At 66.5% G+C, this 26,139-nt stretch carries 25 protein-coding genes and 1 tRNA gene; 14 read left to right on the top strand and 12 right to left on the bottom strand.

Going from position 1 to position 26,139, the window contains the following annotated elements; all coding sequences use genetic code 11:
* Positions 1 to 65 precede the first annotated feature (65 nt).
* Complete coding sequence (locus tag FBT96_RS02665) at positions 66 to 1,001, bottom strand: DUF6635 family protein (protein ID WP_136904835.1); 936 nt, start codon at positions 999 to 1,001, stop codon at positions 66 to 68.
* Between the two features lie 217 nt (positions 1,002 to 1,218).
* Here FBT96_RS02665 and FBT96_RS02660 point away from each other — a divergent pair, with 217 nt between their 5' ends.
* Positions 1,219 to 2,544 (top strand): RsmB/NOP family class I SAM-dependent RNA methyltransferase, encoded by a 1,326-nt coding sequence (locus FBT96_RS02660; protein ID WP_136904834.1) that lies wholly within the window; start codon positions 1,219 to 1,221, stop codon positions 2,542 to 2,544.
* 7 nt (positions 2,545 to 2,551) lie between these two features.
* Here the strand turns inward: FBT96_RS02660 and FBT96_RS02655 are convergent, their stop codons facing one another.
* Positions 2,552 to 4,522 (bottom strand): YgiQ family radical SAM protein, encoded by a 1,971-nt coding sequence (locus tag FBT96_RS02655; protein WP_249306209.1) that lies wholly within the window; start codon positions 4,520 to 4,522, stop codon positions 2,552 to 2,554.
* A gap of 225 nt (positions 4,523 to 4,747) precedes the next feature.
* Here FBT96_RS02655 and FBT96_RS02650 point away from each other — a divergent pair.
* Both FBT96_RS02650 and FBT96_RS02645 read left to right on the top strand, forming a co-directional pair.
* A tRNA-Arg gene (locus FBT96_RS02650) sits at positions 4,748 to 4,824 on the top strand.
* Positions 4,825 to 5,112: 288 nt separating this feature from the next.
* Positions 5,113 to 6,144, top strand: coding sequence for a LacI family DNA-binding transcriptional regulator (locus FBT96_RS02645; RefSeq protein WP_136904832.1), 1,032 nt, complete (start codon positions 5,113 to 5,115; stop codon positions 6,142 to 6,144).
* Between the two features lie 4 nt (positions 6,145 to 6,148).
* On the opposite strand, the gene FBT96_RS02640 is transcribed toward FBT96_RS02645, so the two are convergent.
* A complete protein-coding gene (locus tag FBT96_RS02640; RefSeq protein ID WP_136904831.1) occupies positions 6,149 to 6,970 on the bottom strand; it encodes an ABC transporter permease in 822 nt (273 codons plus the stop codon).
* Between the two features lie 124 nt (positions 6,971 to 7,094).
* Between FBT96_RS02640 and cysQ the strand changes: the two genes are divergently transcribed.
* The 8 genes from cysQ to FBT96_RS02600 all read left to right on the top strand — a co-directional run bounded on the left by cysQ (position 7,095) and on the right by FBT96_RS02600 (position 16,040).
* Positions 7,095 to 7,889, top strand: a complete 795-nt coding sequence (gene cysQ / locus FBT96_RS02635) for a 3'(2'),5'-bisphosphate nucleotidase CysQ (protein ID WP_136904830.1) — start codon at positions 7,095 to 7,097, stop codon at positions 7,887 to 7,889.
* Complete coding sequence (locus FBT96_RS02630; protein WP_136904829.1) at positions 7,889 to 8,689, top strand: 3-deoxy-manno-octulosonate cytidylyltransferase; 801 nt, start codon at positions 7,889 to 7,891, stop codon at positions 8,687 to 8,689. Before cysQ ends, FBT96_RS02630 begins: the two co-directional genes overlap by 1 nt.
* Positions 8,690 to 8,856: 167 nt before the next feature.
* Positions 8,857 to 9,750 (top strand): UTP--glucose-1-phosphate uridylyltransferase GalU, encoded by an 894-nt coding sequence (galU, locus tag FBT96_RS02625; protein ID WP_169583134.1) that lies wholly within the window; start codon positions 8,857 to 8,859, stop codon positions 9,748 to 9,750.
* A gap of 3 nt (positions 9,751 to 9,753) precedes the next feature.
* On the top strand, positions 9,754 to 10,740 hold the full coding sequence (gene galE, locus FBT96_RS02620) for a UDP-glucose 4-epimerase GalE (protein ID WP_136904827.1): 987 nt from the start codon (positions 9,754 to 9,756) through the stop codon (positions 10,738 to 10,740).
* A gap of 18 nt (positions 10,741 to 10,758) precedes the next feature.
* Positions 10,759 to 11,781 (top strand): glycosyltransferase family 2 protein, encoded by a 1,023-nt coding sequence (locus tag FBT96_RS02615; protein WP_136904826.1) that lies wholly within the window; start codon positions 10,759 to 10,761, stop codon positions 11,779 to 11,781.
* Positions 11,782 to 11,925: 144 nt separating this feature from the next.
* Positions 11,926 to 12,936: a glycosyltransferase family 2 protein gene (locus FBT96_RS02610; protein ID WP_136904825.1), complete on the top strand. Its 1,011-nt coding sequence runs from the start codon at positions 11,926 to 11,928 to the stop codon at positions 12,934 to 12,936.
* Between the two features lie 10 nt (positions 12,937 to 12,946).
* On the top strand, positions 12,947 to 14,635 hold the full coding sequence (locus FBT96_RS02605; RefSeq protein ID WP_136904824.1) for a DUF5927 domain-containing protein: 1,689 nt from the start codon (positions 12,947 to 12,949) through the stop codon (positions 14,633 to 14,635).
* A gap of 1 nt (position 14,636) precedes the next feature.
* Complete coding sequence (locus FBT96_RS02600; RefSeq protein WP_136904823.1) at positions 14,637 to 16,040, top strand: sulfotransferase domain-containing protein; 1,404 nt, start codon at positions 14,637 to 14,639, stop codon at positions 16,038 to 16,040.
* On the opposite strand, the gene FBT96_RS02595 is transcribed toward FBT96_RS02600, so the two are convergent.
* The 8 genes from FBT96_RS02595 to FBT96_RS02560 all read right to left on the bottom strand — a co-directional run bounded on the left by FBT96_RS02595 (position 16,041) and on the right by FBT96_RS02560 (position 21,772).
* The gene (locus tag FBT96_RS02595; protein WP_055210583.1) at positions 16,041 to 16,508 is read right to left on the bottom strand and encodes a PTS sugar transporter subunit IIA; all 468 of its coding nucleotides are present in this window, start codon (positions 16,506 to 16,508) and stop codon (positions 16,041 to 16,043) included.
* A gap of 31 nt (positions 16,509 to 16,539) precedes the next feature.
* Positions 16,540 to 17,115, bottom strand: coding sequence for a ribosome hibernation-promoting factor, HPF/YfiA family (hpf, locus tag FBT96_RS02590; protein WP_055210472.1), 576 nt, complete (start codon positions 17,113 to 17,115; stop codon positions 16,540 to 16,542).
* Between the two features lie 226 nt (positions 17,116 to 17,341).
* Positions 17,342 to 18,100, bottom strand: a complete 759-nt coding sequence (gene lptB / locus FBT96_RS02585; RefSeq protein WP_136904822.1) for an LPS export ABC transporter ATP-binding protein — start codon at positions 18,098 to 18,100, stop codon at positions 17,342 to 17,344.
* On the bottom strand, positions 18,097 to 18,582 hold the full coding sequence (gene lptA / locus FBT96_RS02580; protein ID WP_136904821.1) for a lipopolysaccharide transport periplasmic protein LptA: 486 nt from the start codon (positions 18,580 to 18,582) through the stop codon (positions 18,097 to 18,099). The genes lptB and lptA overlap by 4 nt, the downstream gene beginning before the upstream one ends.
* 7 nt (positions 18,583 to 18,589) lie before the next feature.
* The gene (lptC, locus tag FBT96_RS02575) at positions 18,590 to 19,189 is read right to left on the bottom strand and encodes an LPS export ABC transporter periplasmic protein LptC (protein WP_136904820.1); all 600 of its coding nucleotides are present in this window, start codon (positions 19,187 to 19,189) and stop codon (positions 18,590 to 18,592) included.
* Positions 19,189 to 20,145, bottom strand: a complete 957-nt coding sequence (locus FBT96_RS02570) for a KpsF/GutQ family sugar-phosphate isomerase (RefSeq protein ID WP_136904819.1) — start codon at positions 20,143 to 20,145, stop codon at positions 19,189 to 19,191. Before FBT96_RS02570 ends, lptC begins: the two co-directional genes overlap by 1 nt.
* Positions 20,126 to 20,740: a ribonuclease D gene (locus FBT96_RS02565; RefSeq protein ID WP_136904818.1), complete on the bottom strand. Its 615-nt coding sequence runs from the start codon at positions 20,738 to 20,740 to the stop codon at positions 20,126 to 20,128. Before FBT96_RS02565 ends, FBT96_RS02570 begins: the two co-directional genes overlap by 20 nt.
* A gap of 105 nt (positions 20,741 to 20,845) precedes the next feature.
* Positions 20,846 to 21,772 carry a helix-turn-helix transcriptional regulator gene (locus FBT96_RS02560; RefSeq protein WP_136904817.1) on the bottom strand — a complete coding sequence of 309 codons (927 nt, stop codon included), beginning with the start codon at positions 21,770 to 21,772 and terminating at the stop codon, positions 20,846 to 20,848.
* Between the two features lie 126 nt (positions 21,773 to 21,898).
* Between FBT96_RS02560 and FBT96_RS02555 the strand changes: the two genes are divergently transcribed.
* Together FBT96_RS02555 and FBT96_RS02550 are read left to right on the top strand one after the other, a co-directional pair.
* The gene (locus FBT96_RS02555) at positions 21,899 to 24,007 is read left to right on the top strand and encodes a TonB-dependent siderophore receptor (RefSeq protein WP_136904816.1); all 2,109 of its coding nucleotides are present in this window, start codon (positions 21,899 to 21,901) and stop codon (positions 24,005 to 24,007) included.
* On the top strand, positions 24,007 to 24,828 hold the full coding sequence (locus FBT96_RS02550; protein ID WP_136904815.1) for an alpha/beta hydrolase: 822 nt from the start codon (positions 24,007 to 24,009) through the stop codon (positions 24,826 to 24,828). The genes FBT96_RS02555 and FBT96_RS02550 overlap by 1 nt, the downstream gene beginning before the upstream one ends.
* Positions 24,829 to 24,830: 2 nt before the next feature.
* Here FBT96_RS02550 and FBT96_RS02545 read toward each other — a convergent pair whose 3' ends face one another.
* On the bottom strand, positions 24,831 to 25,139 hold the full coding sequence (locus FBT96_RS02545) for a DUF2218 domain-containing protein (protein WP_136904814.1): 309 nt from the start codon (positions 25,137 to 25,139) through the stop codon (positions 24,831 to 24,833).
* 111 nt (positions 25,140 to 25,250) lie between these two features.
* Between FBT96_RS02545 and FBT96_RS02540 the strand changes: the two genes are divergently transcribed.
* Positions 25,251 to 26,135 carry a siderophore ABC transporter substrate-binding protein gene (locus FBT96_RS02540; RefSeq protein ID WP_136904813.1) on the top strand — a complete coding sequence of 295 codons (885 nt, stop codon included), beginning with the start codon at positions 25,251 to 25,253 and terminating at the stop codon, positions 26,133 to 26,135.
* Positions 26,136 to 26,139 lie beyond the last annotated feature (4 nt).

Raw genomic sequence — 26,139 nt, 5'->3', positions numbered from 1 at the left:
CCCCCCCCCCGAAAAGACAGCGCCGACGGACCTCCGTCGGCGTTTGCTGTCGGAGAAGGCCGGGCTCAGGTTCGCAGGGCGCGCAACAGCGACAGCGCCGCATCCCAAAGATCGAAGACCCGCACAAGGTAATGTTCGCGCGTCGCAAAGGGGCGGTCCTGCGCGCCGGACAGCTCGGCCTCGACCGTGTCGATCAGGCGCAGCAGGCGGCGGCGATGCAGGCCAAGCCATGCCTGCACCGGATCGGCCAGACAGCCCGCAAAGGCGGTGACAAGACCGCTGACCGACATCAGCCCGACCAGCGTCAGCGCCGTCAACCACGGCCCCGGCGCGGTCGGAAACAGCCCGTACCAAAGCCCGCCCAGGGTCTCGCCCAGCGGAAACCCGGCCACGGCGGTTTCGCGCGACACCGCCTCGGCCAGTCCCGGCGCGATCGAGAACATCCCCGGCGTCAGCGCCTGAAACAGCACCGCGCCGAGCGCGATCGTCACCAGCGCGGTGGTCAGTTCCGCCACGGCGGCCCGGGTGCCGGTGTAATCGGTCAGGACCGCCATCACCCGTTGCGCCGCCGCCTTGCCGCCGTCCGGGTGCTGCGCCAGCGGCGCACGCAATTCCGGCGCGGCGAAAAGCGCGGCCGTCAGCGCGGCACGGCCCGGGCAGGGGTCGGTTTCGGGCAGCGGCACTTCGAACAGATCGCGCAAAAGCGCCGCCTCGATCTGCGCCGACACCCGGGTGCGCAGCAGCACCTGACGGGTCGCAAGCCAGGCCGACACCCGGGGCCACCGCAGGGCGGCCGCCAGCCGGGCGCCGCCGCGACAGGCCAGCAGCACCGGCGCCAAAGCGACATTCGCGGGCGCGCGCAAGAGATCAAGGCCCAGCGCCGCCCGGTGCAGCCGCAACGTGCCCGCCCCGGTCAGATGCCGGGTCACGAAAGCCGCCACCCGCGCGCGGCTGCGCGGCAGGCGGACGGTCCGGGGCGACAAGGCAGGGGCAGCGGTCATCTGGCAGATCCGGGAAAGCGGTGTTGCACAGGTAAGCATCCCGGGCCCGATGTGAAGGGCACCTTGGCGCAAACGCCCCGGGCGGGGGCACGAATGGCGGTTTTCAAAACCCGATCTTCGCCGTAAAGAAACCCGGGGGCCGCAAGGCCGCCGGAATCCGGCCGCAGCTGCGCGCCGAGATCAGCCCCCTCGCCCTTTCAACCGGATCGTCTTACCCGTGACCCCTGCTGCCCGGCTGCAAGCCATCCTTGAGTTGATGTCCGAGATCGACACCGTCGCGCGTCCCGCCGATGCGATCGTCTCGGCCTGGTTCCGCGCCCGCCGCCAGATCGGCGATGCCGACCGCGGCGAGATCATCGCCCAGCTGCAGGAGCTGCTGCGCCATCAGGCACGGCTGGGCTGGTGGCTCGATCGGCACGGGCGCAAGGACACGCATCGCAACCGGCTGCTGGCCTTTCTGGCGCTGGTCGAGCGGCGCAAGCCGGATCAGCTGAAGCGGCTGTTCAGCGGCGCGAAATATGCGCCCTCGATCCTGACCGAGGCGGAAGCGACGCTGGTGGTGAAGCTGCAGGGCATCCCGGTCGATCACCCCGCCATGCCCGAAGACGTGCGGCTCGAATGCCCCGATTGGGCCGCCGAGGCCTTGCGACGCCGCTTTGGCGCAGATTTTGCCACCGAGATGGCGGCGATGCTGACCCCGCCGCCGCTGGATCTGCGGGTGAACACGCTGAAAACCACGCGCGAGCAATCCTTGCAGGCGCTGCGCGGGATCGGGCTTCCGGCCGAGATCTCGGCGGTGGCGCCCTTCGGCATCCGGGTCAGCGCGCGGCTGTCGCTGGCGCATCTGCCGGGGCTGAAAACCGGCGAGATCGAGATTCAGGACGAGGGCTCGCAGCTGGTGGCGCTGCTCGTCGATGCCAAGCCCGGGGATCGGGTGGTGGATTTCTGCGCGGGGGCGGGCGGCAAGACGCTGGCGATCGCGGCGCAGATGCGCAACAAGGGCCGGATCATCGCCTGCGACGTCAACGAGGGGCGGCTGAAACGCTGCGCCGAGCGCGCGCGGCGGGCCGGTCTGCAGAATTCCGAGACCCGGCTTCTGAGCAGCGAAACCGACCGTTGGGTGAAGCGGCACAAGGCCAGTTTCGACCGGGTTCTGGTCGATGCGCCCTGCTCTGGTACCGGCACCTGGCGGCGCAACCCCGATGCCCGCTGGCGCTCGCCGCAGGAACAGGGGGTGGACAATCTTGCGGCGCTGCAGGGGCGGATCCTGGCCAGCGCGGCGCGGCTGGTGAAACCCGGCGGGCGGCTTGTCTATGCCACCTGCTCGCTGCTGGCCGAGGAAAACGAGGAGCGCGTGGCGGCCTTTCTGGCCGCGCATCCCGAGTTTTCCGTGGTGCCGCTGGCCGAGGTGGCGCCGCAGCTGACCGGCTCGGCCCATCCCGATTATCTGTCGCTGACGCCTGCGCGGCATGACACCGACGGCTTCTTTGCCGCCGTGCTGCAACGCGCCGCAGCCCCGGCCCCGTCTGAAGACGAGGCCTGAGCCCGGATCACTTCTTCGGGAATTTCGGGAACGGCACGCCCTTGGTGGTGAAGGTCTTCGCCCCGGGCCCCGGCCGCGAGGAGCTGCGTTTGGGCGCGGCTTTGCCCGCAACCGTCTTGCCGGTTCCGGGCGGCTGATGCCCGGGCACCAGATGATGCGCCCCGGTGCCGATCAGATCGGCCCGGCCCATCTCTTTCAGCGCGTCGCGCAGCAGCGGCCAGTTTTCCGGATCGTGGTAGCGCAGGAACGCCTTGTGCAGCCGCCGCTGCCGTGTGCCGCGCACGGTGCCGACCGGCTCCGAGGCGCCGCGCCGCACCCCTTTCAGCGGGTTGACCCCGGTGTGATACATCGTGGTCGAGGTCGCCATCGGCGAGGGCAGGAAGGTCTGCACCTGATCGGCGCGATAGCGGTTCTTTTTCAGCCACAGCGCAAGGTTCAGCATGTCTTCATCGGTGGTGCCGGGATGGGCAGCGATGAAATAGGGGATCAGGAAGTATTTCTTGCCCGCAGCCTTGGCCGCGGCGTCGAACATCTCCTTGAACCGGTCATAGGTGCCGATGCCGGGCTTCATCATCAGTTCGAGCGGGCCCTGCTCGGTATGTTCGGGGGCGATCTTGAGGTAACCGCCAACGTGATGGGTCACCAGCTCCTTGATGTACTCCGGGCTTTTCACCGCCAGATCATAGCGCACGCCCGAGGCCACCATCACCTTCTTGACCCCCTTCACCTCGCGCACCTTGCGGTAAAGCCGGATCAGATCGTCATGCGAGGTGTCGAGGTTCGGGCAGATATCGGGAAAGACGCAGGACGGCAGGCGGCAGGCGGCCTGCACCTTCGGATCCTTGCAGGCCATCCGATACATGTTCGCGGTCGGCCCGCCGATATCGGAAATGACCCCGGCAAAGCCCGGGGTCTTGTCGCGGATCGCCTCGATTTCGCGCAGGATCGAGGCTTCGGAGCGGCTCTGGATCACCCGGCCTTCATGTTCGGTGATCGAGCAGAAGGTGCAGCCGCCAAAGCAGCCGCGCATCACCGTGACCGAGGTCTTGATCATGTCCCAGGCCGGGATCTTCGCCGCGCCATAGGCGGGATGCGGCGCCCGCGCATAGGGCAGGTCATAGACCGCATCCATTTCCGCCGAAGACAGCGGGATCGGCGGCGGGTTGAGCCACAGATCGCGATCGCCGTGCCGCTGCACCAGCGGGCGGGCATTGCCCGGATTGGCCTCTCGGTGCAGCACGCGCGAGGCGCGGGCATAGGCCTCGCGGTCGGTCTCGACCTGCTCGAAGGAGGGCAGCCGGATCACCGTGTTGCCCGCGGTGCGGCTGGCGCCCTCGTCGGCGCTGTCCAGATCGTCGGCGGGCAGCTCGGTGAAACCTTCGGGCACCGGGCGGAACAGCGCGACACCGCGGATATCGGCCAGATCGCGGGGGCTTTCGCCCGCCGCCAGCCGTTGCGCCACCTCGACCACGGCGCGTTCGGCATTGCCGTACAGCAGCAGATCCGCCTTGGCATCGGCGAGGATCGAGCGGCGGACCTTGTCGGACCAGTAATCGTAATGGGCGATCCGGCGCAGCGAGGCCTCGATCCCGCCAAGGATTACCGGCACGTCCTTGAAGGCCTCGCGGCAGCGCTGGGTGTAGACGATAGTCGATCGGTCGGGCCGTTTGCCGCCCTCGCCCCCGGCGGTATAGGCGTCATCGCTGCGCAGGCGCCGGTCCGAGGTGTAGCGGTTCACCATCGAATCCATGTTGCCGCCGGTGACGCCAAAGAACAGCCGCGGCTTGCCCAGCGCCTTGAACGGCTCGGCCGACTGCCAGTCGGGCTGCGACAGGATGCCGACGCGGAAGCCCTGTGATTCCAGCAACCGGCCGATGATCGCCATGCCGAAGCTGGGGTGATCGACATAGGCGTCGCCGGTGACAAGGACGATGTCGCAGGCATCCCAGCCAAGCGCCGACATTTCGGCACGGCTCATCGGCAGGAAGGGGGCAGCGGATTTGCCATGAAGCCGCGGGCACGGCTGCGAAGTCCGGGGGGTCTGGGAGGTGGTCATCGTCGACTTTATAGGGCGCAAGGGCCAAGATTTCAACGCGGCTCGCTTTCGTCACCGGGCCGCCCCTGCCCGGACCCTGCGCCACAAGCGAGAACAGCGTCGAAGACAGCTTGCGTTTTTGTTCCGATGCCCGCAAAAAGCCGGTGTGACCCCGTGGCTCAACTGGATAGAGCAGCCCCCTCCTAAGGGGCAGGTTGGTGGTTCGAATCCACTCGGGGTCGCCAAGATTTTCAGGACTTTTCCGACCATCCGGCCCGCCGTGAGTGTGGCGCATGCGGGGAATCCGGTCACGGCGCGGGATCTGCTGCATTGGGAAAGGGGGAGCGTATTGGCCCACCGCTCCCCCTTTCGCGCCCCCGGCGGATGAGGAAGGATGACCGCCGCCGAGGTTGAACGGGCGTCACCGGACAGATCCGGATCATTCCGTTAGCGATAACATAGGGATGCGCTTCGACTTGCACAAGCGAAATGTTTGACGCTATCTGGTAGCGTTCCCACGGAAAGGACCCGCCTTGGCCCGTTCGCCCACCGACTCCCGCCGTCCCCTGACCCTGCGTGACGTCTCCGAGGCCTCGGGGGTTTCCGAAATGACGGTCAGCCGCGTGTTGCGCAACCGGGGCGACGTGTCGGAAGCGACACGCGAAAAGGTGCTCGAAGCGGCGCGGACGCTGGGCTATGTGCCCAACAAGATCGCCGGCGCGCTCGCCTCGCAGCGGGTCAATCTGGTCGGCGTGATCATCCCGTCGCTGTCGAACCTGGTCTTTCCCGAGGTGCTCTCGGGCATCTCGACCGAGCTGGAGGATACCGGGCTGCAGCCCGTCGTCGGCGTCACCGATTATTCCCCCGAAAAGGAGGAGACGGTCCTTTACGAGATGCTGTCCTGGCGGCCCTCGGGGGTGATCATCGCGGGGCTGGAACATACCGCGACGGCGCGGGCGATGCTGCAGAATGCCGGGGTGCCGGTGGTCGAGATCATGGATGTCGATGGCGAGGGCGTCGATTCCGTCGTCGGCATCTCGCATCGGCGGGCCGGGCTGCAGATGGCGCAGGCGATCACCGCCGCGGGCTATCGCAAGATCGGCTTTCTGGGCACCAAGATGCCCGAGGATCATCGCGCCCGCAAACGGCTGGAAGGCTTTTCCGAAGGGCTGGCGCAGGCGGGGATCGTGCTGCATGACACCGAATTCTATTCCGGCGGCTCGGCACTTCTGAAGGGGCGCGAGATGACCGGGGCGATGCTGGCACGCAGCCCGGACATCGATTTCCTGTATTATTCGAACGACATGATCGGCGCGGGCGGGCTGCTTTACTGTCTTGAAAAGGGCTTTGACGTGCCGGGCAAGCTGGGTCTGGCCGGGTTCAACGGCGTCGAGCTGCTGGAGGGTCTGCCGCGGCGGCTGGCGACGATGGACGCCTGTCGGCGCGAGATCGGGCGCAAGGCGGCGGAGATCGTCGCGCGGCAGTCCGGCACCGCCAGCGCCGAAAGCGAGGTCGTCGAGCTGCAGCCGGTCATCCAGTTCGGCGACACGATCCGCAAGCCCTGACGGATCATTGCTTGGCGGCCCAGCTCGCCGAGGCATATTGCCTTGTGTAGAACTCGCCCATCAGCCCGATCGCCAAAAGCGCCAGCGCGACGTTCAGCGCATATTCCCAGTTCGAGAAATGCGGGTTGTAGTTGATGAAGGTGTAGCCGCGCGCCTGATCGATGATGTGAAACAGCGGGTTCCAGCTGAACATCACCAGCATCTTGTGCGGCAGCGTATTGGCCAGGAACATCTTGCCCGAAGCGATCATGTTCACCCGGCCATAGATCTGCTGGATCATCCCCACCAGCTGCGGGTTCCAGGGTTTGGCCGCCAGAAACACCATGCCCAGCGCCACCCCCGAGAACCAGCCCAGCATCACCATCCCCATCGCGCCGGACCAGTCATGGATCTCGATCGGCTTGATCGCGGCGTGATACAGGTAAAGCACCACCAGCATCGACAGCATCTGCGTGTAAAGCGCGCCCAGCGCCGCCGCCGAGATCGCGATCGCGGTGGTCATCGGCCCGTGTTTCATCATCGCCGAGGACGCGCCTTCGGAGCCGAAGACCGCCGACATCGCCTTGGTATAGGTCATGTAAAGGAAAATGCCCGACATGATGTAAAGCATGAAATCGCCGCGCACGGCGCTGCCGCGCATGCCGAGGATCGTGTACATCAGGTAAAACGTCGCCACGAGCATCACGGTCTGGAACATGTTCTGCAACAGGCCAAGGATCGCATTGCCCTGCGATTTGCGGATTGCCCGCACCGTGGAGTGATAGACCAGCTCCAGCAGGTTGAAGGTCGATCCGAGGGCGCTGGTCGTGCGTTCTGCTTTGAACATGGCTCTGCCGTGGGGAACTCTGCGATTTATGCCCCGGAAAACTTGCCGTTCCGTTGAGGGCCGATCATAAAGATAACGAAATCGCATGGCAATCTGGCCGAAATGCGGCCGACAGGAGAGAGTGATGGACTTTGACCGTCTTGTGAGCGTGATGCGCCGACTGGCGCTGGAGGCGGGCGACCGGATCATGCAGATCTATGATTCTCCCGATTTCGCGGTGAAGACGAAAGCCGATGCCTCGCCGGTGACCGAGGCCGACGAAGCCGCCGATGCGCTGATCTCCGAAGGGCTGGCCGAGGCCTTTCCGCAGATCGCGCTGGTGACCGAGGAACAGGCGGCGAGCCACGCGCAAAGCGTCAAGACCTTCCTGATCGTCGATCCGCTGGATGGCACCAAGGAATTCGTGCAGCGCCGTGGCGATTTCACCGTGAACATCGCCTATGTCGAAAACGGCGTGCCCTTGCGCGGCGTGGTCTATGCGCCCGCCAAGGGGCGGCTGTTCTATACGCTGGCCGATGGCCGTTCGGTCGAGGAGCTGGGCGCCTTCGACAAGGAAACCGTGGGCGAGCAGAAGCCGATCACCGTGTCTGTGCCCGACAACCGGGCGCTGATGGTGGTGGCGTCGAAATCGCACCGCGATCAGGCGACCGACGACTATATCGCCCGTTATGCGGTGGCCGACATGACCTCGGCGGGCTCGTCGCTGAAATTCTGTCTGGTGGCGACGGGCGAGGCCGATCTTTATCCGCGTCTGGGCCGGACGATGGAATGGGACACCGCCGCGGGCGATGCCGTCTTGCGCGGGGCCGGTGGCGAGATGGTGCGCTTCGACGATCACGGCCCCTTCACCTATGGCAAGGACGGGTTCGCCAACCCGTTCTTCATCGCCTATGCCCCCGGCGTGATGCTGGTGAAGTGATGTCGGTTCTGGTCGTCATCCCCGCCCGTTACGCCTCGAGCCGCTATCCGGGCAAACCGCTGGTCACGCTGACCGGCGCCAACGGGGTCGCCAAGACGCTGATCCGGCGCAGCTGGGAGGCCGCGCAGGCGGTGCAGGGCGTGGCCCGCGTCGTGGTGGCGACCGACGATGACCGCATCCGTGCCGAGGCCGAAAGCTTCGGCGCCGAGGTGGTGATGACCTCGTCGGCCTGCGCCAATGGCACGGAACGGGTGGCCGAGGCCTGTGCCAATCTGGGCGGCGGCCATGACATCGTGGTGAACCTGCAGGGCGATGCGCCGCTGACCCCCGCCTGGTTCGTCGAGGATCTGGTGGCGGGGCTGATCGCCAACCCCTGGGCGGAACTGGCCACGCCGGTCCTGCGCTGCGAAGGCGCGATGCTGGCCGGGCTGATCGAGGACCGCCGCAACGACCGCGTCGGAGGCACCACCGCGGTTTTCGGCGCGGGCAACCGGGGGATCTATTTCTCCAAGGAAGTGATCCCCTTCACCGGCAAGAGCTATGTCGCCGCGGAACCGACCCCGGTCTTTCATCACGTCGGCGTCTATGCCTATCGCCCCGAGACGCTGGCGGCCTATTCCGGCTGGCCGGTCGGTCCGCTCGAAACGCTCGAAGGGCTCGAACAGCTGCGGTTTTTGGAAAACGGCCGCTCTGTGCTTTGCGTCGAGGTCGAATCGCGCGGGCGGCAGTTCTGGGAGCTGAACAACCCCTCGGACGTGCCGAAGATCGAGGCGATGATGGCCGCGATGGGGCAGGACTGATACATTCATCGCGGCGCCGTGAAAGTTGTTTCCGCAGCGGCGAAAAACCGCCTGCTTTTTCCGGCGGGCGGTTAACTTCTGCACAGGCGAAGCTTGAGCAGGTCTTCAAAACGGTGGATTATGCCCCCAACTGAGACGCGAGCAGCCCACACACACAAAGGTGCATTATGAAACGCAAGGTCACGAAAGCGATTTTTCCGGTCGCTGGCCTCGGCACACGCTTCCTTCCGGCCACCAAGTCGATCCCGAAAGAGATCCTGACGCTGGTCGACCGCCCGCTCATTCAATATGCGATCGACGAGGCCCGGGCCGCCGGGATCAAGGAATTCATCTTCGTCACCTCGCGGGGGAAATCGGCGCTGGAGGATTACTTCGACGACGCGCCGGAACTGGAAACCTCGCTGCGCAAGAAGGGCAAGACCGAGCTGCTCGAGGCGCTGAAGGCCACGAACATGGACTCGGGCGCCATCGCCTATGTGCGGCAGAACCGGCCGATGGGGCTCGGTCATGCCGTCTGGTGTGCCCGCCGTCTGGTCGGCAACGAGCCCTTTGCCGTGATCCTGACCGATGACGTCATCGCCGCGGAAAAACCCTGTCTGCAGCAGATGATGGAAGCCTATAACGAGACCGGCGGCAACGTCGTCGCGGCGATGGAAGTGCCGCATGAAAAAACCTCGTCCTATGGCGTTCTGGACATCGCCGAGGACATGGGCTCGCTGGTCAAGGTCAAGGGCATGATCGAGAAGCCCGCCCCCGATGTGGCGCCCTCGAACCTGGCGGTGATCGGCCGTTACATCCTGACGCCGCGGGTGATGCAGAACCTGAACAAGAAGAAAGAGGGCGCGGGCGGGGAAATCCAGCTCACCGACGCCATCGCCGAGGAGATCGAGGCCGGGCAGCCGGTCTATGGCTTCCGCTTCCGCGGTCAGCGCTATGACTGCGGCTCCAAGGCCGGGTTCCTGCAGGCGACGGTGGCCTTTGGTCTGGCGCGCGAGGATCTGCGCGACGAATTCGCCGATTTCCTTGGCGATGTGATGGCGATGCGGACGGCGGCGCAATAACGGATGGCGCAGCATGTTCTGGTGACGGGGGGGGCCGGGTATATCGGCTCCCATGCCTGCAAGGCGCTGGCCAAGGCGGGCTATGTGCCGGTGACCTACGACAGCTTCGTCACCGGCTGGCGCGACGCGGTCAAGTTCGGCCCGCTCGAAGAGGGCGATCTGTCCGACCGGGCGCGGCTGGATGCGGTCTTCGCGCGCTGGCAGCCGGTGGCGGTGATGCATTTCGCCGCCCTCAGCCTTGTCGGCGAGTCGATGAAGAACCCCGGGCTGTACTGGCGCCACAACGTGCTGTCGTCGCTGACCCTGATCGAGGCGGCCTGCGCCGCGGGCTGCCTTGATTTCGTCTTTTCCTCGACCTGCGCCACCTATGGCGATCAGGACGGGGTGGTGCTGAACGAGACCACGACCCAGGCGCCGATCAACGCCTATGGCGGCTCGAAACAGGCGATCGAGATGATCCTGCGCGATTTCGGGGCCAGCCACGGCCTGCGCTCGGTGATCTTCCGCTATTTCAACGTCGCGGGCGCCGATCCCGAGGGCGAGGTGGGCGAATTCCACCGGCCCGAAACGCATCTGGTGCCCTTGATGCTGGATGCGATCGACGGCAAGCGCCCGGCGCTGACGGTCTTCGGCTCGGATTACCCGACCGCCGACGGCACCTGCATTCGCGATTACGTCCATGTCTCCGATCTGGTCGATGCCCATGTGCTGGGGCTGCAATGGCTGCAGGCGGGCAAGGGCTCGGAGGTGTTCTGTCTGGGCTCCGGCACCGGCTTTTCGGTGCGCGAGGTGATCGCGCAATCGAAGGCCGTGACCAACCGCGCGGTGCCGATCGTCGAAGGCGACCGCCGTCCGGGCGATGCCGCGGTGCTGGTCTCGGGCTCGACCAAGGCGATCCGCGATCTGGGTTGGGCGCCGAAACGCAGCGACCTGACGACGATGATCGCCGATGCATGGCGCTGGCATCAAAGCGGACATTATGAAAGATAACCCCCGAATGGGGGCAAGATGGCGCTTTGGTCAAAGCTGTGGCAGGCCTATCGCTGGCGGCTGAGACGCCGCTATCTGCTGGCGCGCGCGCTGCGCCGCCGCCGCCGTCTGACCGCGCTGCAGGATCGCACGCGGGCGATCCGGCGGGGTGACATCCTGCTTTTCGCCACGGTCCGCAACGAGGCGCAGCGGCTGCCGCATTTCCTCGATCACTACCGCCGGCTGGGCGTCGATCATTTCCTGATCGTGGACAATAAAAGCACCGACGGCAGCCCCGATCTGCTGGCGGCCCAGCCGGATGTCTCGCTGTGGCAGACCGGCTCCAGCTATCGGCTGCATCGCTTCGGGCTGGATTGGCTGACCTGGCTGATGTTCCGCCACGGCCATGACCACTGGTGCCTGACCGTCGATGCCGATGAATTGCTGATCTATCCGCATCATGACACCCGCCCGCTTGCGACCTTGACCGACTGGCTGGATCGCTCGGGGCAGAGGGTCTTTCCGGCGATGATGCTGGAACTTTACCCCAAGGGCCCGGTGCAGGCGCAAAGCTACCTTCCGGGCGACGATCCCTTGCGGATCCTGCACTGGTTCGATGCGGGGAATTACACGATCACCCGGCAAGAGCGCACGAAAGCGCTGTGGATTCAAGGCGGTCCGCGGGCGCGGATGTTCTTTGCCGACCGTCCCCGGCATGCGCCGACGCTGTCCAAGATCCCGCTCGTGCGCTGGAACCGGCGCTGGGTCTATCTCAATTCCACCCATGCGATCCTGCCGCCGCGGCTGAACGAGGTCTATGACCGGATGGGCGGCGAGGCGATTTCGGGGCTGCTTCTGCACACGAAATTCCTGCCCGAGGTGGTGCGCAAGGCCGCCGAGGAGAAAGACCGGCGCGAGCATTTCGGCCGCCCCGAGATTTTCGACAGCTATTACGACAGCCTGATGGCCTCGCCCGATTTCTGGACACCGCAATCGCGACGGCTCACCGGCTGGCGTCAGCTCGAGGCGCTGGGGCTGATGTCGCGCGGCGGCTGGCTTTAGGGCGGATCGGATCTGCAGAAGAACCAAAGGTTTACCTGCTGCGCGGTTCCGCCTATGCTCGCCCGCGCGGAAACGGGCAGGAATTAACCCTGTCGCAAGCGGGATACGCTAGGAAGGGGCCGCACGGCACGGGACGAGGGCAGTTTGGGACTGAGACAGGCGATCAGGCTTCGACGGGAGCGGCGTCAGCGCCAATGGCGCGCATTCCGCAAGCGCCGCCAGCTGAAGCCCGTCGCGGACCGCACCGCGAAGATCGGCGCCCGCGATGTCATCGTCTTTTGCACCCTGCGCAACGAGCGTATCCGGCTGCCCTATTTCCTGCGCTATTACCGCGACATGCGGGTGGGTCATTTCATCTTCGTCGACAATGACAGCACCGATGGCACGCGCGACTATCTGGCGGGGCAGCCCGATTGCTCGGTCTGGACGACGAAAGCCTCCTACAAGGCCGCCGCTTTCGGCATCGACTGGCTCAACCACCTGTTGCGCAAATATGGCACCGGGCACTGGACGCTGACCGTCGATCCGGACGAATTCTTCGTCTATCCGTTCTGCGACACCCGGCCGATCGACGCGCTGACCGACTGGCTCGACACCTATCACCTGCGCAGCTTCCCGGCGATGCTGCTCGACATGTATCCCAAGGGGCCGATCGACGCCGTCCCCTACCGCGAGGGGCAGAACCCGTTCGAGATCGCCAGCTGGTTCGATGCCGGCAACTACATGATTTCGCGCAATCGCAAGATGCAGAACCTGTGGATTCAGGGCGGGCCGCGGGCGCGGGTGTTCTTTGCCGAGGATCCCGCCGCGGCGCCCTCGCTGAACAAGACCCCGCTGGTGAAATGGCAGCGCGGCTATGTCTTCGCCTCCTCCACCCACATGATCCTGCCGCGCGGGCTGAACATGGTCTATGACGAATGGGGGGGCGAAAAGGCCTCGGGCTGCCTTTTGCATGCCAAATTCCTGTCACCGCTGAGTGCCAAGGTGGCCGAGGAAATGCAACGCCGCGAACATTATGCGGGCTCGCGCGAATACGAGGCCTACAGTGCCCGGCTGGAGACAGAGCCCGATCTGTGGACCAAATGGTCGGAGAAATATATCAACTGGCGGCAGCTGGAAATTCTGGGGCTGATGTCGAAGGGCAACTGGGCATGAGGGCGGGGCGGTGACGGTCGGCTTCATCATGATGTGTCACACCGCGCTGGACCGGGCGGCCCAGGTGGCACGCTATTGGGCCAGCCATGGCGCCCCGGTGGTGGTGCATGTCGATGCCCGTGTGCCCGCGCCGGACTTCGACGCCCTTGGCCGCGCGCTCGCCGATCTGGACACGGTCTCGTTCTGCACCCGCTTCAAATGCGACTGGGGCACCTGGTCGCTGGTGCAGGCGGCGCAGACCGGGGCCACGCAGCTGCTATCCCGCCACCCCGAGGTCGGGCATGTCTTTCTCGCCTCGGGCGCCTGTCTGCCGCTGCGGCCGTTGCACGAGCTGGCCGACTATCTGGCCGCCCGCCCGGCCACCGATTTCATCGAAAGCGTCACCACCGCCGAGGTCGGCTGGACCGTTGGCGGCATCGACATGGAACGCTTCACCCTGCGCTTCCCGTTTTCCTGGAAAAAGCGACGGCGGCTGTTCGATGCCTATGTCGATCTTCAGCGCCGCATCGGCTTCAAGCGCAAGATCCCCGGCGGTATCGTCCCGCATCTGGGCAGCCAGTGGTGGTGCCTGTCGCGTCCGACCCTGACGGCGATCCTGCAGGCCCCGGACCGGCCGCAGCATGACCGCTATTTCCGCCGCGTCTGGATCCCCGACGAAAGCTATTTCCAGTCGCTCGCGCGGCTTTACGCGACGAATATCGAAAGCCGCTCGCTGACGCTGTCGAAATTCGACTATCAGGGCAAGCCGCATATCTTCTACGACGATCACCTGCAGCTTTTGCGGCGGTCGGATTGCTTCGTGGCGCGGAAAATCTGGCCGAAAGCGGAAAAGCTTTATGCCACCTTCCTGTCGGACCGGCCCGCCGAAAGCCTGGCCGAGCCGAACCCGTCCAAGATCGACCGGCTGTTTTCCAAGGCGGTCGAACGGCGCACGCGCGGGCGGCCCGGGCTTTACATGCAAAGCCGGTTTCCGCGCCAGGACCACGAGAACGGCAAGACCTCGGCGCAATATTCGATCTTTCAGGGATTTTCGGATCTTTTCGAGAACTTCGAAGGCTGGCTGGCGAAATATGTGGGGGCGCGGGTGCATGGCCATCTGTTTGGCCCTGGCCGCGCCGCCTTTGCCGGCGGCGAGCGGATGTTCAACGGCTGCCTGAGCGACAGCGCGGCGCTGCGCGACTACAACCCGCGCGGCTTTCTGACCAACCTGATCTGGAACGGCCGCGGCGAGCGGCAGTGCTTCATGTTCTCCCCCCGCGACACCCAGGACATCAACTGGTTCACCGCCACCGATCCGAATGCGCAGATTTCCGTCGTCTCGGGCGCCTGGGCGGTGCCGCTGTTCCATTCCCAGCTGGATTTCAGCGAAATCCGCCGCGAGGCCGCCCGGCTGCAGCAGATCGAGATCGAGCATCTGAACATCCTGCGCTCGATGTATGTGAAGGCGCGGGTGCGGATCTGGACGATGGCGGAATTCATCGAAAATCCGATGGAGCCGTTGCAGACGATCATCGACGAGATCAGCCCGCGCGCGACGCGGCGGCTGACCGAGGCGCCGCAGATGATCGACCTGACCGGCTTTGGCCAATTCCTGCAGAACCTGCGCAATCAGGGCATGCAGCCGCGGCTGATGGGCGAATTCCCGGTGGCGGGGGAAACCGTGCCGCCGCCGCGCCGCCGCCCCTATCTGGTGAAATGAGATGAGCCGGTTCGATTGCTTCGTCGTCTTCGCAGAAATGCGCACGGGCTCCAACCTGCTGGAAGCCGCGCTGAACGCGCTGCCCGGCGTCACCTGCCACGGCGAGGCCTTCAACCCGGTGCTGATCGGCTTTCCGGACAAGACCGCGCTTCTGGGCCTCACCCAGGCCGAACGCGACGCCGATCCGCTGGCGCTTTGGTCGCGGATCAAGGCGGCCAAGGGGCTGAATGGCTGCCGCTTCTTTCACGACCATGACCCCCGCATGCTGCCCGTGCTGCTCGAAGACCCGCGCTGCGCCAAGATCGTGCTGACCCGCAATCCGGTCGAAAGCTATGTCAGCCTGATGCTGGCGCGGGCAACCGGGCAGTGGAAGCTGGGCGATGCGAAATACCGCAAGGCGACGCCGCTGGCGGAGTTCGACGCCGCCGAATTCGAGGCGCATCTGCAAAGCCTGCAAGGCTTTCAGATCACGCTGATGCGGGCGTTGCAGACCTCGGGCCAAACCGCCTTCTACATCGATTACGAAGACGCGCAGGATCTGGCGGTGCTGAATGGTCTGGCGGCCTGGCTGGGGGTCGAGGGGCGGCTGACCGCCCTGCCCACCAGCCTTGTGGTGCAAAACCCCGGGGCGCTGGAAGACAAGGTGGCGAATTTCCCGGCGATGGCGGCCTCATTGGCGAAGATCGACCGGTTCAACCTGTCGCGCACGCCGAATTTCGAGCCGCGCCGGGGCCCGGGCGTGCCCGGCTTCGTCGGTTGCGACGCCGGGCTTCTGTATCTGCCGATCCGGCCGGAGCTTGAGGCGCCGATCCGCGACTGGCTGGCGAAACTGGGCCCGCTGGAAAGCGATTTCTCGCAAAAGACGCTGCGGCAGTGGAAGCGCAGGCATCCCGGCCACCGCAGTTTCACCGTTGTCCGGCACCCGCTTTTGCGCGCCCATCTGGCCTTTGCCGCGCTCTTGTCGCAAGACGGGATGCTTGACACCCGCGCGGTGCTGCGCCGCAGCTACAAGCTGCCGCTGCCGCCCGAGGGCAAGCCGATGGCCCCGCAGGATTGGGCGGCGGGTCTGCTGGCCTTCCTTGGCTGGCTGAAAGCGAACCTGAACGCGCAGACCAGCCTTGCGGTGCATCCGCTCTGGGCCAGCCAATCGGCCAGCCTGCAGGGGATCGCGCAAGTCGCGCCGCCCGATCTGGTCGCCCGCGAAGACCGCCTGGCCGAGGATCTGGCCGCGCTGGCACAGATGATCGGCGTTCCGGCCCCCGCCTTCGATCCGCCGCAGGGCGATACCGCGCCGGTCAAGCTGGCCGATGTCTGGACACCCGAGCTGGAACAGGCAGCCGCGGAGACCTATTCCCGCGACTACATGCAATTCGGCTTCGGGCCGTGGAAACGGAAGAAGGGCTGATCAGGCCGCCTGCACGCCGCCCGAGGCCGCCGTCAGCACCGCATGCAGCGCCGCCGGGTCAGAATTGGCGCGCAGTTTCGCGCAGGTCTCGACATTGCGCAGCGTCCGCGACACCAGCGCCAGCGCCTTCAGATGCTCGACGCCGGAATCCTTGGGCGCGAACAGGGCAAAGATCAGATCGACGGGCAGCCGGTCCACCGCGTCGAAATCAAGCGGCCGTTCCAGACGCAGGAACACGCCCACCACCGATTTCAACCCGTGCAGACGCGCATGCGGCAGCGCGACGCCATGACCGACCCCGGTCGGCCCCAGCATCTCGCGTTCCTGCAGCGCGTCCACGGTCTGGATCGCATCCAGCCCGTAGGCTGAATGCGCGATTTCGGAAAGGTCCTGAAACAGGCGCTTCTTGCTCGTGACATTGGTCAAAACCTTGACCGCCGCCGGTTTGAGCAGGGTGGAAAGATCCATCTGTCCTTTTTCCGCGCCCATCGTCGAACGCTCACTTGATGTTGCGGGGATCGATCCAGCCGACGTTGCCGTCGTCACGCCGGTAGACCACGTTGACCCCGCCATGTTTCTCGTTGCGGAAGACCAGAAGCGGCTTCGTCGAAAGTTCCATCTGCATCACCGCCTCGCCGACCGAGATCGTGGGGACTTTGGTCTCCATCTCGGCGACGATCACCGGCGCCGTGCTCTCGCCATCGGGTTCCGTCTCGTCATCTTCCGCGGCGAGGACATACAGGCCCGCGGCATCGAATTCAACCGGCGTCACGCGTTCGCGGTGATGGTCTTTCAGGCGGCGCTTGTGCCGGCGCAGCTGCTTGTCCATCTTTTCGCGGCAGGCCTCAAACGCGGCATAGACCTCGCCCGCGCGGCCCGCGGCCGAAGCGGTCAGACCCGTGGACAGGTGCACGGTGATTTCGCAGGAATATTCATGCGAGGTGCGCGAAAACACCACGGTCGCATCGGTGGGTCGCTGCATGTACTTGTCGACCGTTTCCCCCAATTCGGTCTTCACATGGGTTTGCAGGGCTTCGCCAACGTCGAGCTGTTTTCCGCTGATCTGATAACGCATGGCTTCTCCTTCACGTCATTGTCCCGCGACCGGAATGCTCTGTCCGGGGCGCGAGGTGGTTGAACTCTTCTTTGAAACCGGGGAGGTCGAGCCCCAAAACCGGAGCGGGCCGGGAATCGGGCCGAACGGGGAACAGGGCGAGGGTGCGTTGGTGCACATACCCCGTATTTGGGAACGGAACCGCGGGGCTGTCAACTGCCCGAACGCATCCTTTGTGAAACCTTTGTTACTGAATCCGGAAATTCTCGCCGAGGTAGACGCGACGGACGTTTTCGTCCTGCACCACCTCTTCGGTGCGGCCCGACATCAGCACCCTGCCATCGTGAAGAATATAAGCCCGATCGACGATTTCCAGCGTTTCCCGGACGTTGTGATCGGTGATCAGAACGCCGATGCCGCGCTCCTTCAGATGCGACACCAAGGCGCGGATCTCTGCCACCGCAATCGGGTCGACCCCTGCAAAGGGTTCATCCAGAAGCAGATATTTCGGATCGGCCGCCAGACAGCGGGCAATTTCGACCCGCCGCCGCTCGCCGCCCGACAGCGCCAGCGCGGGCGCCTGCCGCAGATGGGTGATGGCGAAATCGCCCAGCAGTTCCTCCAGCCGCTCGCGGCGGTGGTGCGGATCGGCGACGGCGATTTCCAGCACCGCCATGATGTTCTGCTCCACCGTCAGACCGCGAAAGATCGAGGCCTCCTGCGGCAGATAGCCGATGCCCAGCCGGGCGCGGCGATACATCGGCAGCCCGGTCGCGTCGATGCCGTCGATGCTGACCCGCCCGGCATCGGGCGCCACCAGCCCGGCGATGGCGTAAAAGCAGGTGGTCTTGCCGGACCCGTTCGGACCGAGCAGCGCCACCACCTCGCCGCGTTCCAGCCGCAGCGACACATCGCGCAGCACCAGCCGCTTGCGATAGCTCTTGCGCAGGCTGGTGACATCCAGCCCGGTCAGGCTTTCGGCGCCGATCCGCTTCGCCTCGGTCATGGGGTTTCCCCCGGTTGCAGGATGGTCCGCACGCGGCCGTCCATCCGCCCGGTGCCGGTCTTCAGATCGATCGTCATGTGCTGCCCCGACAGCACGTTCTGCCCCTGCGTCAACAGCACGTCGCCGGTCAGCTCGACCGCCCCCGCGGCGACCTCATAGACGGCTTCGCGGGCCTCGGCGGCATCCTTGCCGGAAACCAGCGTCACCCCGCCCGAGGCATGAAGCTTCGCGATCTTGCTGCGGTCGGCGCCATATTCGACCTCGACCCGGTCGGCCTTCAGCCGCATCGGCCCCTGCACGATCAGCACATTGCCGGTGAACACCGCAGAGCCGTCGGCCTGATGCACCGAGAGGCTGTCGGCCGTCACCTCCACCTGCGCGCTGGGATCGGCGCGCAGGCCGGGAAAGGCGACCTCCTGGGCCATGGCCGCCCCGAAACCAAGGGCAAGGGTCAGACCGGCAAGGGCAGGCAGAAAGCGCATCGGAACCTCATTTCTGCGGGTGATATATCAGCTTCACACCGCCTTGGAACACCAGATCCGAGCCGGTTTGCGCATCCTTGCGGTCGATCTGCATCCGACCGGCCTGCAGCGTGCCAAAGGGCGCCTCGGCCGTGACCGCGCCCGGCGCGGTGATCGCGGTGCGGTCGGTCGCCATGTCGAGCTGCTCGGTCGCGATCCGGTAGCCCGAGGTGGTCTGCACCGCCACGCCCTCGCGCAGCCGGATCTGCCCCGCCGCGGGATCGATCCGGCCGGATTTCGCGCGCAGGTCGGTGACGACGCCCGGCCCTTCCTCCAGCCTGGCGATGATCTGGCTGGCCGAGGCGCCATGGCCCGCGGCATCGGGGGCGGCGGTCGCGGCCCGCACCGTCAGCGCCGCGCCGTCTTCGGTCATGCCGGAAAACTCGGGCGCGGTCAGGCGCTGCTCGCGGGCAAGCGTCGTGACATCGACCTTGGAATAGATCGCCGCCGTCGTCGGATCGACCTTGCCGGAAAACAGGAACAGCGTCGAAAGCAGCACCAGCGCGCTGAGCGGCAGGGCGATCTTCGCCCAATGCACCAGCGCGGTATGGCGGCTCTCGGCGGTCATCACACCACCCCAGCGCGCAGACAGTCGTGGATATGCAGGATGCCGACCGGCTTGCCGTCCTCGACCGCGAAGAGGCAGGTGATCTTGCAGTCGTTCATCACCGCCACGGCGGCCTCGGCCAGCGCGGTGGGGGCGATGGAGCGCGGCGTGCGGGTCATCACCTCGGCGACCGAGCGCGACAAAAGTCCGTCCATGTGGCGGCGCAAATCGCCATCGGTGACGATGCCGATCAGCCGCCCCCCGGCATCGGTGACGCCGACGACGCCGAAGCCCTTTTGGCTGATGATCAACAGCGCCTCGGGCATCGGGGTCGTGCCGGTCACCAGCGGCATGTCCCGGTGCATCAGATCCGCGACTTTCGACAGCCGCGCGCCCAGCTTGCCACCGGGATGGAAGGTGCGGAAATGTTCGGGGGTGAACTGGCGATGCTCCATCAGCGCGACGGCCAGGGCATCGCCCAGCGCCAGCGTCATCGTGGTCGAGGTGGTGGGCACGACGCCGGTGCCGCAGGCTTCGGCGGCCTGCGGCAGCACCAGCGCCACATCGGCCTGCCGCAAGAGCGTCGAGTCGGGCCGCGCGGCGACACCGATCAGCGGAATGGAAAAGCGGCGAGTATGGGCGATCAGATCCGCCAGCTCGGGCGTCTCGCCCGAATTCGACAGCACCAGCGCCACATCCTCGCGCGTGACCATGCCCAGATCGCCATGGCTCGCCTCGGCTGGATGGACGAATTGCGCGGGCGTGCCCGTGCTGGCCAGCGTCGCCGCGATCTTGCGCGCGATATGGCCCGACTTGCCCATGCCCGAGACGATCACCCGGCCGCGCGCGGACAGGATCATCTGCACCGCCGCGCCAAAGGCGCCATCCAGACTTTCGGCCAGCGCCTGCAGCCCGGCGATCTCGATCTCGATCACGCGCCGCGCGGTATTGGCGAAATCAGTGGTGGAAGATGTCATTCGGTTCCTCCCAGCCCATCAGGTCCAGCCGGGCCCGGGCGGGCAGGAAATCGAAACAGGCCTGCGCCAGCTCGGTCCGGCCCTCGCGGGCAAGCCGCGTCACCAGCGCCGCTTTCAGCTGGTGCAGGTAAAGCACGTCCGAGGCGGCATAGTCGAGCTGCGCCGCGGTCAGTTCCGCCGCGCCCCAATCCGAGGTCTGCTGCTGCTTCGACACATCGACGCCGACCAGATCCTGCAGAAGATATTTCAGCCCGTGCCGGTCGGTGAAGGTCCGCACCATCTTCGAGGCGATCTTGGTGCAGAAAACCGGCGCGGTCACCACGCCAAAGGCATTGTAAAGCGCGGCAATGTCGAAGCGGGCAAAGTGGAAAAGCTTTTCCACCTTCGGATCGGCCAGCATGGCGCACAGCCGCGGCGCCTCGGTCTGGCCTTTCGCGATCTGCACCAGATGCGCGGTGCCATCGCCCGAGGACATCTGCACGAGGCACAGCCGGTCGCGGCGCGGATCAAGCCCCATGGTTTCGGTATCGATGGCGACGACGGGGCCAAGATCAAGCCCCTCGGGCAGGTCGTTCTGATGCAGATGGATGGTCACGGGCAGTCCTTTCGCGACGTTTCGCGCAGATATACAGAGTTTGCCCGGGCTTTGCCACGCCCGACGGGTCACGGCGCGGTGACGCGGCCGAAAACCGCGCCCGGCTCAGCGCCCCAGCGCCGAGGGCGGCAGGCCGAACTGGCGCCGAAAGGCGGTGGCAAAGCTTTCGACCGAGACGAAGCCGGCCAGATGGGCGGCCTCGCGCACGCTGGCACCGCCGCGCAGCGCGGCCTCGGCCCGCCCCATCCGCAAGCCCCGGATCCGCGCCTTGGCGGAGAGGCCGTAAGCGCGCTGGAACAGCCGCTGCAGGGACGACAGGCTCATCCCGGCCTCTTCGGCGATCCGCGCCAGATCGGGCATCGGGCCGGGCCGCAACGCCCGATCCTCAAGCCGGCGCAGCCGTTCGGTCTCGGCCGGGCGCAATGCCCCGGGGGCGGCGGTCAACCGCGTCATCAGCCCCGCGACAAGGCCGAAAACCCGCGCCTCGCGCAACAGCAGGCTGCCGGGATCGGTGCCCGCCCGGTCCAGCGCCACCAGTTCCTCGGCCATCGCGGTTTCGGCTTCGGTCGCGGGCCAGGTCTCGTGCCGGAAGGCCGCTTCGGCCAGGACCCGCTCGGGCGGGATGCCGCGCGCGGCGAGCCAGTCCCAGCCGATGTCGATGCTGACCTTGCGCAGGTGATCGCCCGCCCGCGCCCGACGCAGGAACGGCGCCGCCGCGCCCAGCGCGTAAAAGGCCAGCCGCACCGGCTCTGCGGCCCGGCGTTCCAGCCGCAGCCGATGCGGCCCGATGAAAGCCTCGGCACTGCCCGCAAGGATCAGATGCAGCACCACCCCCGGCGCGCGCAGGATCCGGGTTTCGAAATCGGTCGCGGCCGTCGCATCCAATGTGTGCAGCCGCAGCCCCGAGGGCAGATGCCCCGCAATCCGCATGCCTTCCAGCGCCACGCGCTCCGGGCGAATCGTGGCGCCGAACTCTGCCCCCGACAGATGCGCCCCGGCGGCTATGTCCTGCAGCAGGATCGAACGGGTCATCGCAGCCCCAGTCTGACGGTTTCGACAAGCAGTTTGACGGTTTTCGCAAGCCCGGCCGGTGGCGGCGCCGACCTTGGCCCGATTATATATTACAAAAATTATCGGATATAAAGACGAGGAACCGGAATGCAGAGACTGACGATCCGCAGCGCGCTTTTCCTTGGCACCGCGCTTGTCGCGCCGCTGCTTGCGGGCGGGGCCTGGGCCGAGGACAGCACCGATCTGGGCGCCATCACGGTCAAGGGCGCCAGCTACGAGACCGAGGGTTCGGACAGCTACAAAAGCGGGCTGATCTCGGTCGGCGAAAAGGCGGCGATGACGCCGCGCGAAGTGCCGCAATCGACCTCGGTCGTGACCCGCAAGCAGATCGAGGACGGCGGATATACCGCGCTGGAAACCGCGATCGAGAACACCCCGGGCCTGCTGGTGCTGTCGAATGACATCGGCCGGTCCTCGCTGTTCTCGCGCGGGTTCGAGCTGGATTACCTGTATTACGACGGCCTGCCCGCGCCGGTCAGCTCGATCTATGGCACGCAGCCGGATCTGTCGATCATCGACCATGTGGAGGTTCTCAAGGGGCCCTCGGGGCTGTTCATCGGCGCGGGCTCGCCTGCGGGGGCGGTGAACATGCGGCTGAAACAGGCGAACCGGACTGAGCCGGGCGGGTCGGTCACCGCCACCGTCACCTCGGTCGGGCAAAAGCGGGTAGAGCTGGATTACGGCGGCGCATTGAATGCCACGGGCAGTCTGCGCGGCCGGGTGGTGGCGGCCCATGCGGCGGGCGACGGCTTTGTCGACAAGCAGGAAAACGGCGTCGATCAGCTTTATGGCGCGCTGGCCTGGGATATCGGCCCGAACACCACCGCGACCTTCTCGATCTCGAACATGCGCCGCGACATCGCGCCCTACAACGGCCTGCCGACCCGGGCCGATGGCACGCTGCTGTGGCTTGATCCCGCGGTCACCACCGCCGCCGACTGGAACCGTTTCGACAATGACGTGACCGATGGCGTCGCCGCGCTCGAGCACCGCTTCGATAATGGCGTCCGGGTCAAGACCAGCCTGCGCCGCTCGCATCAGACCGGCGATTTCCTTTATGCCTATACCGGCACGGCGGCGGCGGCCGACAATACCGTGTCGCGGCTGTCCTGGATCGCCCGCGATTTCACCCATGACACCACGGCCTTCGACGCCCATGCGGAACTGCCCTTTGCGCTTGGCGGCTGGGAGGGTCTGGCGATCCTTGGCGTCGATGCGCAAAACAGCGACACAAGCCTGCGCGTCGCCTCGGGCAGCTTTTCCGGCAGCTGGGATCTGGACAACTGGGACACGTCGGGGCTGGCCGCGCCGAGCGTGACCTATGGGCCGATGGCGACGACCGACACCACCTCGCGCGGGGTCTATGCGCAGGGGCGGCTGAAACCGACCGACCGGCTGACGCTGCTGGGGGGCACCCGGCTGAGCTGGCATGATGTCGACTCGGTCTCGGCCAGCGGGTTGCGGACGCAGGTGGGCGTGGATGCCCATCCGACGCCCTTTGCCGGGCTGACCTTCGATCTGACCCCGGAAACGACGCTTTACGCCAGCTACACCGAGATCTTCCAGACCCAGACCGCGCTGGATGCGGCGGGCCGGGTGCTCGATCCGCTCGAAGGCCAGCAGATCGAGATCGGCGCCAAGGCGACGCTGGGCGCGGGGCTCGATGTCTCTGCCGCGCTGTTCCAGCTCGATCAGGTGAACCGGGCGCAGACGGTGCCGGGCACCACCTATGCCGTGGCCGAGGGCGAAGTGCGGATGCGCGGCTTCGAGATCGAAGCGGCGGGCGAGATCGGCCCCGCGCTGCATCTGGCGGGCGGTTATACGTATTCGACCTCGGAGTATCGCAACGGCCCCACCGCGGGCGAGCAGTTCTCGACCTACACGCCGCGGCACATGCTGAAGCTTTCGGCCGAATATGACGTGACCGAGGGGGCGCTGGCCGACTGGTCCTTTGGCGGGCAATGGCGGGCGGTCTCGGGCTTTTCGTCGGTTTCGGGCACGACCACGATCCGCGCCCCGGGCCATGGCGTGCTGGATCTGACGGCGAAACGGCAGCTGAACGACCTGACCGATCTGCGGCTGACGGTCTCGAACGTGCTGGACAAGGACTACTATTCCCGCGTCGGCGGCCCGACCGTCTTCAACTTCCGCGGCGAGCCCCGCGCCGTCTCGCTGGCGCTGACGCGGCGGTTCTGATGCGGCGGGTGCTGGCCTTGATGCTGGTTCTGGGCGGCACGGGGGCGGCCGCCCAGACTGTCGGGACGGTGCAGGATCTGGGACCGGCGCTGGTGCTCGACCGCACCGCCCGGTTCGAGATCGCCGCGCCGCAGGGGCCGCTGGCCGTGGTGGTGGGCTGGCCCGACCAGCCGCCCCCGCCCGAGGGCTACGGCATCATCTACGCCCTTGATGCGGGCTGGAGTTTCGCAACCCTGCGCGAGGCGCTGGTGCTGCAGGGCTCGGCGCAGGCGGCGGGGCCGGTGCGGCCGACGGTGGTGGTGGGGATCGGCTGGCCCGGGCCGGGGCTGATCGATCTGGCGCGGCGCGGCCCCGATCTGATCGACCCGCCGGGGGCGGCGGCGACGCTTGCGCTGCTGACCGACACGATCCTGCCGCGGATCGAGGCGGTGCTGCCCGTCGATCCGCGACACCGGATGGTGCTGGGCCATTCCTATGGCGGCGCCTTTGCGCTGCGGGCGGGCTTTGCCCGGCCGGATCTGTTCAGCCATGTCGCGGCGGGCAGCCCCTCGCTCTGGACCGATCCGGGGGCCTATGCGCCGCCGTCCGGGCCGCGCCCGGCGGTGCTGCTGACGATCGGGGCGCTGGAACGGCCCGCTGCGGCCAAGGCCGCCGGGATCGCCCCCGAACGGATAGAGCGGCTGGCCGCGCGCGACATGGCGGGCCGGGCCGAGCGGCTGGCGCAGGATCTGGGCACCGGGCTTCAGGAAATCCCCGGTCAGGGTCATGGCGGCTCTGTCCCGGGGTTTCTGGCCGCCGCGGTCAGCTTCCTGTGGCGCTGATCTCAGCCGGCGGCGTCCGGCCCGGCCTCGATCTGCCAGCAAAACCCGGTGAACCCCTCGCGATGCGCAAAGGTCACCAGATGGCTGTCGACGACGAACCGCGACTGGATCATCGCCTTGGCATCCTCGGCGGTGATCCGCACATGCAGCGCATCGGCCTCGGCGCGCAGGCTGACCGGGCCCGAGGGCAGCGCCGCCTGCCCCTGCCCCGCGTCCCAGTCCGCGGGAACCTTGTGGGCGAAATGCTTGCACAGCTGCGCGATGTATTTCGCGGCATGCGGGGTGGCAAAGCGGGCCGTCGTGACGATCATCCGTATATCCTTAGTTTTTTTGTAGGCTACCTTCTGGTCAAGACCCGGGCAAGGGGGTATCCGTGCCCGGGCGAAGCCAGTTTCAGCCACGCCAGACCCCGGAGAGACCCGATGAAACGCTTTGCACTTGCGGCGGCGCTGACGCTGGCCGCCCTTCCCGTCCTTGCCGATCCCGTGACGATCGCCACCGCCCGCGGCCCGGTCGCCCTGCCCGGGGCCCCCGCCTCGGTCGCGGTCTTCGACGTGGCCGCCGCCGATACCCTGACGGCGTTGGGCGTGACGCCCAGCGGCCTGCCGGACAAGCTTTACGTCAAATATCTTGACCCGAAGGCGGCGGCGCCGATCGGCACCCTGTTCGAGCCGGATCTTGAGGCGCTGTCGGCACTCGACCCCGATCTGATCATCGTGGGGGCGCGGTCGGCGGCGCAATTCGACGCCGTGGCGCAGGTGGCGCCGACGATCGACATGTCGATTTCCGCCGATGTGGTGGGCGATGCGCGGGCCCGGCTGGCCGCCTATGGCCAGCTTTTCGGCAAGGCGGCGAAGGCGGCCGAACTGGCAGCGGCGCTTGATGCCCGCATCGCTGCGCTGCAGGCGGCGGCGGCGGGCAAGGGCGATGCGCTGATCGTGCTGACCAACGGGCCGAAGATTTCCGCCTATGGCCGCGGCTCGCGCTTTGGCTGGATCCATGACACGGTCGGCCTGCCCGAGGCTTATCCGGCGCTGAAACCCGAGGTGCATGGCGATGCGATCTCGTTTGAATTCATCGCCGAGGTCGATCCCGACTGGCTGATCGTCGTCGATCGCGGCGCCGCCACCGGGGCCGAGGGGCCCGCAGCCGCCGAGACGCTGAACAATCCGCTGGTGGCCGGAACCAAGGCGGCGAAGGCTGGTCATGTGGTGCTGCTGAACGCCGCCGATCTTTACATCGCGGGCGGCGGCTATCAGGCGCTGATGGAAAATCTGGCCGAACTTCTGGCCGCGCTGAAAGGGTAAGGGC

Source organism: Rhodobacter capsulatus, assembly GCF_005144475.1.
In the GTDB taxonomy this organism is placed as follows: Bacteria; Pseudomonadota; Alphaproteobacteria; order Rhodobacterales; family Rhodobacteraceae; genus Rhodobacter; species Rhodobacter capsulatus_C.
The sequence above is the reverse complement of the archived record's forward strand: the minus strand, read 5'-3'. Positions and strand labels throughout refer to the sequence as shown.